Here is a 14,232-nt window from a genome sequence, read left to right as displayed (position 1 = left end):
GGCGCCGCCGCGGTGGCCCTGCCGGTGGCGCTGATCCTGCCGTTCACCGGGGTCCCGCCGTTCGGCGGGGCCGAAGACCCGCCCGGTGAGCGCGTCGCCGGGGCGTCCGCCGGCGCCCTGCCCGCGGGTGACGGGCCGTCCGTCCCGGGTGGACAGACGCCCACCGGGCCGGGCGGTGGGCCGTCCGGGTCGCCGGCCGGGGCGTCGCCGGGCGCCGCGCCGGCCGTCACGAAGTCGCCGAAGGTCTCGCCGGGCGGCACCTCCGGCCAGCCGTCGCCGCCGGTCGCCGGACCGCCCACCAGGGCCGACGCCGCGAACGCCTGCGCGGTGCGGTATTCGAAACGCAACGAGTGGAACCCGGGCTTCGTCGCCGACGTGGTCCTCACCAACACCGGCACCCGGACGATCGACGGCTGGTCGCTGCGGTTCGAGTACTCCTCGGGCCAGCAGCTGATCAGCTACTGGGGCGCGATCGCCACCCAGACGGGCCCGGCGGTCGTCGTCGAGGACGGCGGGGTCAAGCCGACCGTGCCCGCGGGCGGCACCGTCACGTTCGGGCTGCAGGGCACCTGGCAGGGGGCCAACCCGGCGCCGACCGTCTTCACCCTGAACGGCGTTCGGTGCGGCTGAGCCACTGCACGATCGCCTCGGTGCGGTTGTTGACGCGCAGCTTCAGGTAGATCTGGCTGACCCGGTTGCGGACCGTCTTCTCCGCCAGGTCGAGGCGCGTGGCGATGGCCGCGTTGGGCTCGCCGGCCGCGATCAGCTCCATGATCTCGTGCTCGCGGCGGGTCAGCGGCTGGTGCAGCAGCGCCGGCGCCCGGTCGGCGGTGCGGTGCTGCACGTGGTCGACCACGATGGACAGTGGCACCGGCGAGAGCCGGCTGTGCCCGTCGGCGGTCGCGCGGGCCGCGTCGAGCAGGTCCGCCCGGGTGTACTGGCCCTCGACCAGCAGGCTGCGCGCGCCGGCCCGCAGCATCGGCACCACGTCGCCGGGCACCACCGCGAAGGCGACGACCAGCACCGGCGGGCGCGGCGGCGGCAGCGTGGCGAGCGCGGTCAGCTCGCGGATCGGCGCGTGCGTGTGCAGCACGACGAGATCGGCGTCGATCCGCCCGCCGTTGAGCACGTGCAGCAGCGGGCGCACGTCCAGCGCGCCGGCGCACGGGCGCAGCAGCTCGGCGAGGCTGTTACCGGTGGAGCTGATGACCAGGACCCGCATGCCCGTCACGACACCACGGGCGCGGCGTGTTGGCAACGTTTCCCGAAACTCCCGCTGGGTGCGTTTGCGCATCTCAGGAGCGATTCGCGGAGATCGCACCCAGCGGATTTGGGTGCTCGTCCCCCGAAAGTCAGGTGTCCCAACGCCTGATGGCGCCGGCCCGGCTGGTGACGCCGAGCTTGGCGAAGATGCGGTTCACATGGTTCTCGACCGTTTTCGATGAAAGGACCAGGGTCGCGGCGATGTCCCCATTGGACAGTCCGCGGGCGATCAGGTCCATCACCTCCGCCTCGCGCTGCGACAGCCCGTGCCGCGGCGGCGCCTGGCGCACGGCGGCGACCAGCACCCGCGCGGCGCTCGGCGACAGGTGCGACTCGCCGCCCGCGACGGCCCGGACCGCGTGCAGCAGCTCCGCCGGGCCGAACTGGCCGTGCACCAGGAACCCGATCGCGCCGGAGCGCACGGCGTCCAGCACCGTGCGGTCGTCGGCGCTGCGGGTCAGCATCAGCACCCGGCTGTGGGTGCTGATCGCCCCGACGACCGACAGTCCGTCGCGGACCGGCATGCGGTGGTCGAGCAGCGTCACGTCGGGCCGGTGCCGGCGGGCCAGCTCGAGCGCCTCGGCGCCGTTGGCCGCCTCCGCGACGACCGCGATGTCACCGGTGAGCATCTCCCTGACGACCGCCCTGACCACGCTGTTGTCGTCGGCGATGAGGACTGTTGTCAATGCCGGGACCTCCTTGCGCGGGTCCCGGCGTGCCGCGGGACAAGCGTGCCAACGATGTTCGCCATTGTTTCGCGACGGTGTCGACATGCTTACGCTACCCGTCACCGGGAGCGCTCCCACGCGCCGCCACGCTGGGGGCGCCCCGGTTTTGTTTCTGGACCGCCATCTGGAAGGAACGTCAGCATGCGCCTCCATCGCAGGTTGCTGGCCGCCGCCGCGGCCGCGCTGCTCGTCCCGCTCGCGCCGTTCGTGTCGTCGAGCCCCGCCACCGCCGCCGACACCGCGGACTGGCTGCACACCGCCGGCAACAAGATCGTCGACAGCCAGGGCAACGAGGTCTGGCTGACCGGCACCAACTGGTTCGGCTTCAACGCCACCGAGCGCGTCTTCCACGGCCTGTGGAGCGGCAACATCACCGAGATCACCAAGTCGATGGCCGACCGCGGCATCAACATCGTCCGGGTGCCGATCTCGACCCAGCTGCTGCTGGAGTGGAAGGCCGGCCAGGCCGCCGTGCCCAGCGGCGTCAACACCTACGCCAACCCCGAGCTGCTCGGCAAGACCACGCTGCAGGTCTTCGACTACTTCCTGCAGCTGTGCAAGCAGAACGGCATCAAGGTGATGCTGGACGTGCACTCCGCCGAGGCCGACAACTCCGGCCACATCTACCCCGTGTGGTGGAAGGGCTCGATCACGTCCGAGCTGTTCTACCAGGGCTGGGAGTGGGTGATCGACCGGTACAAGAACGACGACACCCTGGTCGCGGCCGACGTCAAGAACGAGCCGCACGGCAAGTGGTCGGAGTCGCCGCGGGCGAAGTGGGACAACTCCACCGACCAGGACAACTTCAAGAACACCTGCCAGGTCGCCGGCAACCGGATCCTCGCGAAGAACCCCAACATGCTCATCCTCTGCGAGGGCATCGAGATCTTCCCGAAGAACGGCACCAACTGGTCCTCCACCGCCGAGGCCGACTACTACGGCAACTGGTGGGGCGGCAACCTGCGCGGCGTCAAGAACTACCCGGTCAACCTGGGCAACCACATCGTCTACTCGCCGCACGACTACGGCCCGCTGGTCTACGAGCAGCCGTGGTTCCAGAAGCCGTTCGACAAGGCGTCGCTGACCACCGACGTGTGGCAGCCGAACTGGCTCTACATCCACACCGAGAACACCGCGCCGCTGCTCGTCGGCGAGTGGGGCGGCCGGCTCGGCATGGACGCCCGTCAGGACAAGTGGATGTACGCCCTGCGCGACACCATCATCGAGAAGCGCATCAGCCAGACCTTCTGGGTGCTCAACCCCAACTCCGGCGACACCGGCGGCCTGCTGCTGGACGACTGGAAGACGTGGGACGAGGCCAAGTACGCGATGCTGAAGCCCGCGTTGTGGCAGTACCAGAACAAGTTCGTCGGCCTCGACCACAACGTCAAGCTCGGCGCCAACGGCCTGAGCCTCAACGACCGCTACGGCGGCGTCTCCGACACCGTCGCGCCGTCGGTGCCCACCGGGCTCACCGTCGCCGGCACCACCGGCACCAGCGTCTCGCTGACCTGGACCGCGTCCACCGACAACAGCGGCACCGTCGCCGGGTACGACATCTACCGCGGCGCCACCAAGGTCGGCACCTCGGCCACCCCGTCCTTCACGGACACCGGCCTGACGCCGAGCACCACGTACAGCTACACCGTGCGGGCCTTCGACGCGGCCGGCAACGTGTCCGCGGCGTCGGCCGCCCGCACCGCCACCACGTCGAGCACGCCGGTCGACACCACCCCGCCGTCGGTGCCGGGCGGGCTGGCCGTCACGGGCACCACGACCAGCAGCGTCTCGCTGGCGTGGAGCGCCTCGACGGACAACAGCGGCAGCGTCGCCGGGTACGACGTCTTCCGCAACGCCGTCAAGGTCGGCACCTCGGCCACCACGTCCTTCACGGACACCGGGCTGGCGGCGAACACCACGTACAGCTACACCGTGCGGGCCGTCGACGCGGCCGGCAACGCCTCCGCGGTCTCCGCCGCCGTCAGCGGCAAGACCCAGGCCGCGCCGACCGGGGTGGTGCGGGTGCAGTACCGCAACAACAGCGTCCCGACCAACGACCAGGAGATCAAGCCCGGCCTCCAGGTCGTCAACGGCGGCACCGCGCCGCTCGCGCTGAACACCGTCGCGGTCCGCTACTACTTCACCCGCGACGGCGGCAGCTACGCCATCTGGTGCGACTGGGCCGTCGTCGGCTGCGGCAACCTCGCGACCCGGGTCGTGAACCTGCCGTCGGCGGTCAACGGAGCCGACGCGTACATCGAGGTCACCTTCACCGGTGGCAGCGTGGCGCCCGGCGGCAACAGCGGCGAGATCCAGCTGCGGGTCAGCCGCACCGACTGGCAGCCGGTCAACGAGGCCAACGACTACAGCCGCGGGGCGGGCACGTCCTTCGCGGACGCGGCCACCGTGCCGGCGTTCATCGGCGGCGCCCTCGCCTGGGGTGTCCTGCCGGCCTGATGTTCTGACCGGTCACGGGCGGGCGGCGCGGTTTCGCGCCACCCGCCCGTGGCGGTTTCAGTAGCGCTCTTCGTACGCCTGACGGGATCCGCACACGGAGGCCCGGCTGCAGGAGCAGCGGGACCCGTCGGCGTCCATCCGCACGGTGACGGAGTCGCGCGGCACGCTGTGCCCGACGACCCGGCCCTCGCCCGACGGCGTGGACACCCGGGTGCCGACGGCCGGGGCGGTGGCCTGGAACTGCTGGTACAGCGGGTGCTCGTACTTGAGGCAACACATCAGCCGCCCGCAGGCGCCGGAGATGCGCAGCGGGTTGAGCGGCAGGTCCTGGTCCTTCGCCATCCGGATGGTGACCGGCTCGAAGTCGTTGAGGAACGTCGCGCAGCACAGGTCGCGCCCGCACGAGCCGATGCCGCCCTGGACGCGGGCGGAGTCGCGGGCGGAGAGCTGCCGCAGCTCCACCCGGCAGTGCAGGGTGGCGCCCAGATCCCGCACCAGCGAACGGAAGTCCACCCGATGGGGCGCGGTGAAGTAGATCGTGGTCCGCGCGCCCTGCCCGCCGGTGCTGTCCAGCACGTGGTCCACCGCGACGACCTTCATCGGCAGCTCGTGATCGCGGATCAGCTTCTTCGCGGCGACCTTCGCCTCGGCCTTGCGCTTGCGCAGCAGCTCGTCGCGGCGCAGGTCGGCGTCGGCGGCCATGGCGACGAGCCGGGGGAAGCCCTCGGTCTCCTCGCTGACCCACTGCGCGGCCCACACGCACTCGGCGACCTCGGGCCCGTCGTCCGTCGGGACCAGCACCCGGTCGCCCACTACCGGGCGAAGCTCGCCGGGGTCGAAGTAGAACAGCCGCCCGTAGCGATTGAAGCTCACCGCGCACAGCATGCCCATGGGTGCACAGTAACGCGGCCCACTGCCAGTTCCATATGGCCTGCGGCTTTATCGGTCAAAAGTCCAGTTTGACTCTTTTGGTGTACCCCGTAGCTATTCCAACTACTTCGTCGTTGCTAGTGCGGATGAGCCCGCAAAGTGAGCCGTAACTCCGGCCGGAAAGGGCTCGTTGGGGGCAGCAGTGGCACGCCCCCCGGCGAGCTACCCCCGTACTCCCGGTCTCGGAGGACCTCAAGCATGACGTCTCCTGTTGCTTCCGCACGCCCAAAAACAGCCCGGACCCTCGCCGCCCTCGCCGCAACGGCGATCGTCGGAGCGCTGAGCCCGGTCGCGTTCGCGGCGCCCGCGGCTGCGGCACCGGCCGACGCGGCCTGCCCAGAGGGCTTCGGTGCCACCGCCGCCAGCAACACCCTCGCCCTGGGCCGCGTCGACCTGCGCGCCGCCGGCCTGTCCGGCACGGTCCTGCCCGAGCTCCGCGTCGCCACCACCCACTCCGGCATCGCCGGCGGGACCCTGCGCGCCGCCGCCGACTCCCGCTACCTGCGCAGCAGCGGCGACCTGCCCGCGGGGGTGCTGGGGCCCAGGGCGTACCAACAGGCACCCCCGACCCACGACCAGCCCGACGTCGTGAACGTCGCCGGCGTCGACCTCGGCGCGCTGCGGCTCGGCACCGGCGGCCTGCGCGCCCAGGCGTCCTGGAAGAACGCCGGCCGCTGCACCACCGCCGACGGCCCGCGGGCCGCCGGTGAGGCGAAGCTCGCCGGCATCACCGTCCTGCCGGGCCGCGCCGGCCGCGCGCTGCTGCGCATCAACGCCGTCGAGAGCGCCACGGTCGCGGGCGTCGACTCCTCGGCCAGCCGACCGGCCGCCTCCGCCACGGCCACCGGCGGCATCGCCGACTTCAAGCTGCTCGACAACGGGCCCTCCGCCATCGGCGTCCGGGTCGTCAGCCCGCCGACCCTGCGCGTCCTCGCCGGCGGCAAGAAGACGGTCGACTACACCGCCCCCGTCCTCGAGGTCACCATCCCCGGCCAGACCCCGGTCCGCGTCTCGTCCGCCGGGTCCCACGTCGACGTGGTCGTGCCCGTCGACGCCGCGAGCACCGAGGCCGCCATCGACCTCGCCCGCACCGAAGGCCTGCCGATCCTGTCCGGCATCCCGCTGCTCGACCTGCTGACCGGCATCACCTCCGCCGTCTCCGGCGTGGTCGGCGGCGCCACGGCCATCCTGCCCGGCACCGACCTCAACAGCCTGCTCGGCGGCCTGCCCGGCCTCCCCGCCGTCGGCGGCCTGCTCGGCTCCTCCACGGCCGCCCCGGCCGCCGCCTCCACCGAGAGCACCGCCCCCGCGAAGCGCGGCGTGGTGGTCCTGCGGGTCGAGCTCGGCGCGGTCGAGAAGCAGTTCAGCTCCACCGGCGTCTACGCCAAGGCCGCCTCCGTCCGCGTCCAGCTGATCGCCCGCAACACCTGGAAGTCCAGCGGCGGCTACGGCCACGGCGACTCCGGCCCCGCCGACAAGACCGCCCTCGTCGACCTGGGCATCTGCACCCTCGAAGCGGCCGCCGCGGCCCCCAAGGCACCCGGCACCCCCACCAAGAGCCCCGGCGACGACTCCGACGGCGGCTACGGCCCCGACGACGACGATGACGACGACGGTTACGGCAACGGCGGCGGCGGTACTGGCGGCGGCGGCACCGGCGGCGGCCAGGCCGGCGGCGGCCTCCCGGTCACCGGCAACAACGTGGCCCTGATGCTCGGCGGCGGCGTCCTCCTCGTCGTGGGTGGCCGCCTCCTGCAGATCCTGGCCCGCCGCAGGGCCGCCTGAGACCCCTTCGCCGCCCGTGCAGCGCCGCCCGCCCTTCCCCGGCGAGCCCGCTGCCCGGGCGGCGCTGTCTGTGCTTCCGCCCCACCGCTGCGCGGCGGGTCCCGGCGGGGATTCTCACCCGCACCCCAATGCTCGCTGCGCTCGCACCGCCAGCCACGCTGCGCTTGTTGCGCGCCTTCGGCGCGGGGGCGGCGGCTTCCGCGCACGCGCGCCGCATCTGCCGCGCGTCCCCTGCCCCGCTCGCGTTCTCCTTCTTGTGATCGAAGTCGCGTGGTGGCTGTCCGGGCGGCCAGGGTCGTCCTTCGATCATGCTGGCCGGGTGCTTGGCCGAGGGATTCGGGCAATTCGGGTTGGCTGTCCTAGTTGCACGCTGACCGCGGACGGGCCCCTGCCGTCGCGGTTTCTCTGTGGGTCGGTTGGGGCTGCGGTTGGCGTGATCGAAGTCGTGTGGTGGTCGTCCGGGCGGCCGCTGCTGTCCTTGGATCACGGGGCAGGTCGGGCAGACGGATCAGTTGGACCGTGGCGCTGGGGGAAGCCAGTCCGGTGCACAGGCGATTGGGTGGGTCGGGCGGCGAGGGTGGTCGGGGTGTGGGCGCGGCGGAGCGCGGTGCCTTCCGCGCCTGCGTCTCGTTTCCGCCTCGTGCCGCCTCGCCTGCGTTCGTCTTGTGATCGAAGTCGCGTGGTGGCTGTCCTGGCGGCCACCGCTGTCCTTGGATCACGGGCGGTCGGGTCGGCGGACGACGCTGGACTGTGACGCCCATCGGTTGCTTCTGCAGCGGACTGGTGATCAGGGAGTTCTGGGGTACCAGTCCGGTGCACAGGCAACCGGTGGGTCAGGCGGCAAGGGGGGTCGGGGTGTGGGCGCGGCGGAGTTCGGCGGCGAAGTCGGTGGCCGCGGTGGCGACGCGTTCGGCGCCCAGGATGGCCTGCTCCCAGGTGCCGCAGATGCCGGAGCTGAACTCGATCTGCACGTCGCCGTCGTCGACCAGGAGGATCAGGTCGCCTTCGTCCTCGGTGAGGACGGCGCGGATGGCGCGCAGGTCGAGGGTGACGATGGGGAAGAGGTCGTCGTCGTCCATGGCTGGCTCCGATTGGTCGGCTGCGCACATGAAGGTGGGGTACGGCGCCGTGCGGCTCGCAGCGTCGTGGTAACGGCGCCGCACCCCTGATCTGGTGGCGCGGAACCGGACCGCCCAGCCCGGCCCCGCGCCTGACTCAGATAGTAGCCCAATGGCCATAAGGCCACAATATCTCCCGCCGATAGACCTTCATATGGTCGCGGTCATGATCTCCCGGAGTTCCGGCCTGGCTCTCTATCTGCAGGTCGCGGACGCGATCCGACAGAAGATCAACAGCGGTGAGATGGCCCCGGGGAGCCTGTTGCCCTCGGAGAAGTACCTCGCCGAGGAGTACGACGTCGGCCGCGACACGATTCGCGACGCCATGGCGTACCTGCGCGGCGAAGGGCTCGTGGAGAGCAAGCGCGGCTACCGCAGCCGCGTGCGGTCCAACGCGCCGCGGGAGCGGATCTGGCTGCACCAGGGCGAGGTCGTCTGGGCCCGCATGCCCACCCCGCAGGAGAAGAAGGAGCACGGTCTCGGCGACGGCGTGCCCGTCCTGGTCGTCGGCGACAAGTCGTTCCCCGCGGACCGCTTCGAATTCGGCCGAGAATAGCGCGAATAACGCAAAACCGGCACTGAAGCAAGGCCGGCCGTAACGCGGATCACCCGTTATTGAGTTGGTGAACCCCGCCCCGCGAACCGATGCTTGTGGCAAGCAAGTATCGCGACGCAGGGACGAGGATCCGTGGACGACGACGCCGAGCTGGCCGAGCACGCCGCCATCGGGCGGCAGGTGGGGCGGTTCATCCGCCTCTCCGAGCGCTTGTTCGCCACGCTCAAGTGGAGTGACGCGGGCCGTGGGCTGGAGCGCCCCGCGTACGTGCTGCTGAGCCGGATCGCGGTCGACGGGCCGTTCCGGTTGTCGGCGCTCGCCACCGAGGTCGCGCTGGACCTGTCCACGGTCAGCCGGCAGGTCGGCGCGCTGGAGTCGGCGGGGCTGGTGCGTCGCGCGACGGACCCGACCGACCGCCGCGCCAGCCTGGTGGAGGTCACCGACGTCGGCCGCGAAGTCTTCGCGGAGAACAAGGCCCGTTGGCTCGCCATGTGGCAGGAGCTGCTCGCCGGGTGGACGCCCGAGGAGCGGCAGATCTTCGCCGCCCTCTTCACGCAACTGAACCAGACGCTGGCCGAGAAGCTGCCAGGAACAAGCTCCGAAAGGGACGCTCGATGACCACCGTCGCGCCGCCGGAACAGGCCCGGCCGCAACTCGCCCATCGGCAGATCATGCTGCTGATGGGTGGTCTCATGACCGGGATGCTGCTGGCCGCGCTCGACCAGACCATCGTGGGCACCGCGTTGCCGACCATCGTCGGTGACCTCGGCGGGCTCGACCACTACTCGTGGGTCGTGACGGCGTACCTGCTCGCCTCGACCGCGTCGACCCCGCTGTACGGCAAGATCAGCGACCTGTACGGCCGCCGCCCGGTCCTGCTGTTCGCGATCTCGACGTTCCTGGTCGGTTCGCTGCTGGCCGGCCTGTCGCAGGACATGACCCAGCTGATCGCCACGCGCGCCCTGCAGGGCATCGGCGCCGGCGGTCTCATGACGCTCGCGTTCACCATCGTGTCCGACGTCGTCGCGCCGCGGGAGCGTGCCCGGTACCAGGGGCTCTTCGGCGCCGTGTTCGGCATCTCCTCGGTGGCCGGCCCGCTCGTCGGCGGCTACTTCGCCGAGACGGACTGGCGCTGGATCTTCTACATCAACGTGCCGCTGGGCGTGTTCGCGCTGTTCGTGTGCAGCCGGGTGCTGCGCCTCGTCCCGCACACCCGGCGGGACCACAAGATCGACTACCTGGGCGCCACGCTCATGGTCGCGGCGGTCAGCGCCTGGCTGCTCGCGCTGTCGTGGGGCGGCAACGAGTACGCGTGGGGTTCGCCCACCATCCTCGGCCTGCTGGCCGGCGGTGCGGTGCTGACCGCGCTGTTCATCGTCGCCGAGGGCCGCGCCGAGGAGCCGATCCTGCCGCTGCGCCTGTTCAAGCGGGCGACGTTCTCCCTCGCCAACACCGCGACCTTCATCCTCGGGTTCGCGATGTTCGGCTCGATCATCTACGTCCCGCTGTACCTGCAGATCGTCAAGGGCGCCTCGCCGACGCGCTCGGGCCTGCTGATGCTGCCGATGATGGCGGGCGTCATCGTGACCTCGATCGTCGCCGGGCGGATCATCAGCGGGATCGGCCGGTACAAGTGGTTCCCGGTCGCCGGCACCGTGATCATGGGCTCCGGGCTGCTGCTGTTCACGACGCTGCAGGTCGACACGCCGCTGTGGCAGGCGTTCATCTACATGACCGTGATCGGCGTCGGCCTCGGCATGGCCATGCAGCCGCTCATCCTCGCCGTGCAGAACGCGCTCGACCTGCGTGACATGGGCGCGGGCACCAGCGCCGCCACGTTCTTCCGGTCGCTGGGCGGCTCGGTCGGCGTCGCCGCGCTCGGCGCGCTCATGAACAACAAGCTGGCGGCGCAGATGAGCGACAGCGGCATGAAGGGCGTGTCGATCAACGCGCCGGCCGAGGTCCGCAAGCTGCCGCCGCAGGTCCTGGAGGCGGTCGAGCACGTGTTCGTCAACGCGCTGCACCCGGTGTTCCTCGCCGCGGCGGTCGTCGCGTTCGTCGGCACGGTGATCACGATCGCGCTGCCGGACAAGCCGCTGCAGGGCGGGGCGCCGCAGCAGACCGACAGCGAGGAAGCCGCGGCCGAGATGGAAGCCAAGGCCGCCGCGTTCTGACACAGGAACCCCGGAGCTACTCATCAGTAGCTCCGGGGTTCCGTTGTGAGCCACCGCACATTAGCGTGCAGTACATGCGCAGCACGATGATGCAGACACCCCTCCTGATCTCCCGAATTCTGCAGCACGGGGCCACCGTCCACGGCGACTCCGAGGTGGTCACCTGGACCGGCGCCGACGGCAGGCACACGTCATACGCGGAGGTCGGCCGCCAGGCCGCCCGTCTCGCCCACGCCCTCCACGACGACCTCGGGGTCACCGGCGACGAGCGCGTCGGCACGCTCATGTGGAACAACGCCGAGCATCTGATCGCGTACCTGGCGGTGCCGAGCATGGGCGCCGTGCTGCACACGCTCAACCTGCGGCTCTTCCCCGAGCAGCTGATCTACATCGCCAACCACGCCGAGGACCGGGTCGTCATCGTCGACTCGACGCTGATCCCGCTGCTCGCCGGCGTGCTGCCGCACCTGACCACGATCCGCCACATCGTGGTCGTCGGCGACGGCGACGCGTCGAAGCTGAGCAAGGACGGCGTCGAGGTCCACCGCTGGGACGCGCTGCTGGACGGCAAGCCCGACACGTACGACTGGCCCGCCGTCGACGAGCACGACGCCGCCGCGCTCTGCTACACCAGCGGCACCACGGGCAACCCGAAGGGCGTCGCCTACTCGCACCGCTCCATCTATCTCCACTCGATGGAGGTCTGCATGGCGGAGAGCTTCGGGCTCGGGCCGAAGGTGCGCGACCTGTGCATCGTGCCGATGTTCCACGCGATGGCGTGGGGCCTGCCGTACGCGGCGATGATGAGCGGCGCCTCGCTGATCATGCCCGACCGTTTCCTGCAGGCGGCCCCGCTCGCGCAGATGATCGCCACGGAGAAGCCGACGTTCGCCGGCGCCGTGCCGACGATCTTCACCGACCTGCTCGCGTACCTGGACGCCAACCCGACCGACACCTCGTCGCTCAAGGAGGTCGTCATCGGCGGCTCGGCCTGCCCGCCGGCGCTGATGCACGCGTACTCCGAGCGGCACGGCATCGAGGTCATCCACGCCTGGGGCATGACGGAGATGTCGCCGCTCGGCTCCGTCGCCCGGGAGCCCTCCGGCGTCGACGGCGCCGAGGCGTGGGCCTACCGGTACACCCAGGGCAGGCTCCCGGCCGGGGTCGAGGGCCGCATCGTCGGGCCCACCGGCGAGGTCATGCCCAACGACGGCACGGCCGTGGGGGAGCTGCAGGTCCGCGGGCCGTGGATCACCGCGCAGTACATCGGCGAGGACGGCCCCGACCCCGACAAGTTCGAGGACGGCTGGCTGCGTACCGGTGACGTCGGCACCCTCTCGCCCAACGGCTACCTGACGCTCACCGACCGCGCCAAGGACGTGATCAAGTCCGGCGGCGAGTGGATCAGCTCCGTCGACCTGGAGAACGCGCTCATGGCGCACCCCGCCGTGCTCGAGGCGTGCGTCGTCGGCGTGCCGGACGACAAGTGGGGCGAGCGGCCCCTGGCCACGATCGTGCTCAGGGAGGGCGCGAGCGCCGACGCCGGGACGCTGCGCGACTTCCTCGGCGACAAGGTGGCGCGGTGGCAGCTGCCGGAGCGCTGGTCGTTCATCGAGGCGGTGCCGAAGACGAGCGTCGGCAAGTTCGACAAGAAGCGCGTCCGCGCCGACTATGCGGATGGCGGCCTCGAGGTGGTACAGATCAACGGGTGAACCGTACGGCGAAGATCGCGCTTGTCGTCTCCGGCGCCGTCCTCGCCTGCGTGATCGCGGCCTGTGGCGTGGTCCTGGCACTGAGTGACCTGGTGCCGGGACTCGCCGGCTGCGACGAGCTCGACAAGCCCACGAAGACCGGGATCATCACCTCGACGACCCGCATCGAGCAGCAGTGGCCGCAGCTCGCGCCGATCCAGCAGGTCCACTGGCAGGAGCACGAGGCCAGGGCGCGGTCCTGCCCCGAGATCGGGCCGATGGACTACACGATGGACGGGTTCGCGGTGCTGACCGCGGAGCGGGCCCAGGCGCTGCCGGCGACCACGGCGGCGGAGGCTCCGGCTGTACCGGAGGACCTCCGCCCCTTCGCGCCCGCCGGCGCCGCATGGCTGCGGGTCGACGGCACCGACCTGCTGCTCGACAGGGCCTCCTCGACGGTCTACTTCACCCGTACCACCAGCTAGGCGGACTTCCTCGCCTTCGCCGGGGTGACCTTCTTCGCGGGCGTCGCCTTCTTCGCCGCGGGCGCCTTCTTCGCCGGGGCCCGCTTGATCGGGGTCGCCTCGGCCACGTCGTCGTCCTTCGCGGCGGCGGTCTTCACGGCCTTCTTCGCGGGTGCCGGGGCCGGCTCGCCGCGCGCCGCCTTCGCCCGCTCCACGGACGCCCGCAGCGCCGCCATCAGGTCGACCGCCGCGGCCGGCGCCTCCTCGGTCTCCTCCGGCTGGACGACCTCCCGGCCGGCCACCTTCGCGTCGATGACCTCCTGCAGCGCCTCGCGGTAGTTGTCCGTGTACGTCGACGGGTCGAAGTCCGCGGCCATCGACTCGATCAGGGAGCCGGCCATCGCCAGCTCCGCCGGGCGCGCCGACACGTCCTCGTCGAGGATGTCGAACTTCGCCGCCCGGATCTCGTCGGGCCACAGCATCGTGTTGAGGACCAGCACCTCCTCGCGGACCCGCAGCGTCGCCAGCTGCTCCCGCTGCCGCAGCGCGACCTTGACGATCGCGACCCGCTCCGTGTTGGTGAGCGCGTCGCGCAGCAGCGCGTAGGGCTTCGCGGCCGTCTTGTCCGGCTCCAGGTAGTACGCCTTGTTGTAGAGGATCGGGTCGACCTGCTCGGCCGGCACGAACTCCAGCACCTCGATCGCCCTGCTCGTGGTCAGGGGCAGGTCGGCGAAGTCATCGTCGGTGAGGATCACCATCTCGCCGCCGCCGAGGTCGTACCCCTTGGCGATGTCGTCGTACGCGACCTCCTCGCCGTCGATCGAGCACACCCGCTTGTACTTGATCCGGCCGCCGTCGTCGCGGTGCACCTGGTTGAAGCGGATGTCCTTCTCTTCTGTCGCCGAATACAGGCGGACGGCGATCGACACGAGCCCGAAGGAGACCGCGCCTTTCCAGATCGCGCGCATTAGGGGATCCCTTTCCGCAGCGTGTTGACCTCGGAACACCAGCTTCGCATCGAATCGACCTCCACGCGAGGAAGTCGGCGGCGAACTATCGTGGGGTG

At 71.0% G+C, this 14,232-nt stretch carries 13 protein-coding genes and 1 pseudogene; 9 read left to right on the top strand and 5 right to left on the bottom strand.

The annotated features are described in order from the left end of the window. The coding region (locus AB0J72_RS47295) for a cellulose binding domain-containing protein (RefSeq protein WP_363412290.1) at window positions 1-630 on the top strand (630 nt) is incomplete at its 5' end. Here the strand turns inward: AB0J72_RS47295 and AB0J72_RS47290 are convergent. Together AB0J72_RS47290 and AB0J72_RS47285 are read right to left on the bottom strand one after the other, a co-directional pair. Continuing rightward, on the bottom strand, window positions 602-1,222 hold the full coding sequence (locus AB0J72_RS47290; RefSeq protein ID WP_344511440.1) for a LuxR C-terminal-related transcriptional regulator: 621 nt from the start codon (window positions 1,220-1,222) through the stop codon (window positions 602-604). The genes AB0J72_RS47295 and AB0J72_RS47290 overlap by 29 nt on opposite strands. Before the next feature lie 130 nt (window positions 1,223-1,352). Continuing rightward, complete coding sequence (locus AB0J72_RS47285) at window positions 1,353-1,949, bottom strand: response regulator transcription factor (RefSeq protein ID WP_354901100.1); 597 nt, start codon at window positions 1,947-1,949, stop codon at window positions 1,353-1,355. Between the two features lie 183 nt (window positions 1,950-2,132). Between AB0J72_RS47285 and AB0J72_RS47280 the strand changes: the two are divergent. Together AB0J72_RS47280 and AB0J72_RS47275 are read left to right on the top strand one after the other, a co-directional pair. After that, window positions 2,133-3,965: pseudogene (locus AB0J72_RS47280) on the top strand (cellulase family glycosylhydrolase); the annotation flags it as partial. 39 nt (window positions 3,966-4,004) lie between these two features. After that, window positions 4,005-4,448 carry a cellulose binding domain-containing protein gene (locus AB0J72_RS47275; RefSeq protein WP_363412298.1) on the top strand — a complete coding sequence of 148 codons (444 nt, stop codon included), beginning with the start codon at window positions 4,005-4,007 and terminating at the stop codon, window positions 4,446-4,448. A 57-nt stretch (window positions 4,449-4,505) separates the two neighbouring features. On the opposite strand, the gene ricT is transcribed toward AB0J72_RS47275, so the two are convergent. Beyond that, complete coding sequence (ricT, locus tag AB0J72_RS47270) at window positions 4,506-5,339, bottom strand: regulatory iron-sulfur-containing complex subunit RicT (protein ID WP_363412287.1); 834 nt, start codon at window positions 5,337-5,339, stop codon at window positions 4,506-4,508. Window positions 5,340-5,576: 237 nt separating this feature from the next. On the opposite strand from ricT, the gene AB0J72_RS47265 reads away from it, so the two are divergent. Then, window positions 5,577-7,163 carry a hypothetical protein gene (locus tag AB0J72_RS47265; RefSeq protein ID WP_363412285.1) on the top strand — a complete coding sequence of 529 codons (1,587 nt, stop codon included), beginning with the start codon at window positions 5,577-5,579 and terminating at the stop codon, window positions 7,161-7,163. Window positions 7,164-7,996: 833 nt separating this feature from the next. Here AB0J72_RS47265 and AB0J72_RS47260 read toward each other — a convergent pair. Next, complete coding sequence (locus AB0J72_RS47260; protein WP_363412283.1) at window positions 7,997-8,242, bottom strand: hypothetical protein; 246 nt, start codon at window positions 8,240-8,242, stop codon at window positions 7,997-7,999. Window positions 8,243-8,447: 205 nt separating this feature from the next. On the opposite strand from AB0J72_RS47260, the gene AB0J72_RS47255 reads away from it, so the two are divergent. The 5 genes from AB0J72_RS47255 to AB0J72_RS47235 all read left to right on the top strand — a co-directional run bounded on the left by AB0J72_RS47255 (window position 8,448) and on the right by AB0J72_RS47235 (window position 13,187). Beyond that, window positions 8,448-8,837 (top strand): winged helix-turn-helix domain-containing protein, encoded by a 390-nt coding sequence (locus AB0J72_RS47255; RefSeq protein WP_344511454.1) that lies wholly within the window; start codon window positions 8,448-8,450, stop codon window positions 8,835-8,837. A gap of 132 nt (window positions 8,838-8,969) precedes the next feature. Then, a complete protein-coding gene (locus AB0J72_RS47250; RefSeq protein ID WP_363412281.1) occupies window positions 8,970-9,455 on the top strand; it encodes a MarR family transcriptional regulator in 486 nt (161 codons plus the stop codon). Then, a complete protein-coding gene (locus tag AB0J72_RS47245) occupies window positions 9,452-11,011 on the top strand; it encodes an MDR family MFS transporter (protein ID WP_363412279.1) in 1,560 nt (519 codons plus the stop codon). Before AB0J72_RS47250 ends, AB0J72_RS47245 begins: the two co-directional genes overlap by 4 nt. A 74-nt stretch (window positions 11,012-11,085) precedes the next feature. Then, the gene (locus tag AB0J72_RS47240) at window positions 11,086-12,723 is read left to right on the top strand and encodes a fatty acid--CoA ligase (RefSeq protein WP_360567224.1); all 1,638 of its coding nucleotides are present in this window, start codon (window positions 11,086-11,088) and stop codon (window positions 12,721-12,723) included. After that, complete coding sequence (locus AB0J72_RS47235) at window positions 12,720-13,187, top strand: hypothetical protein (protein ID WP_363412277.1); 468 nt, start codon at window positions 12,720-12,722, stop codon at window positions 13,185-13,187. The genes AB0J72_RS47240 and AB0J72_RS47235 overlap by 4 nt, the downstream gene beginning before the upstream one ends. Here the strand turns inward: AB0J72_RS47235 and AB0J72_RS47230 are convergent. Further along, the gene (locus tag AB0J72_RS47230) at window positions 13,184-14,134 is read right to left on the bottom strand and encodes a Ku protein (RefSeq protein ID WP_363412275.1); all 951 of its coding nucleotides are present in this window, start codon (window positions 14,132-14,134) and stop codon (window positions 13,184-13,186) included. The two genes, AB0J72_RS47235 and AB0J72_RS47230, sit on opposite strands and share 4 nt — an antisense overlap. Window positions 14,135-14,232 lie beyond the last annotated feature (98 nt).

Origin of the sequence: Dactylosporangium sp. NPDC049742, assembly GCF_040674675.1 — a bacterium.
Classification (GTDB): Bacteria; Actinomycetota; Actinomycetes; order Mycobacteriales; family Micromonosporaceae; genus Dactylosporangium; species Dactylosporangium maewongense.
This window is presented reverse-complemented; position numbering and strand designations above follow the sequence as displayed.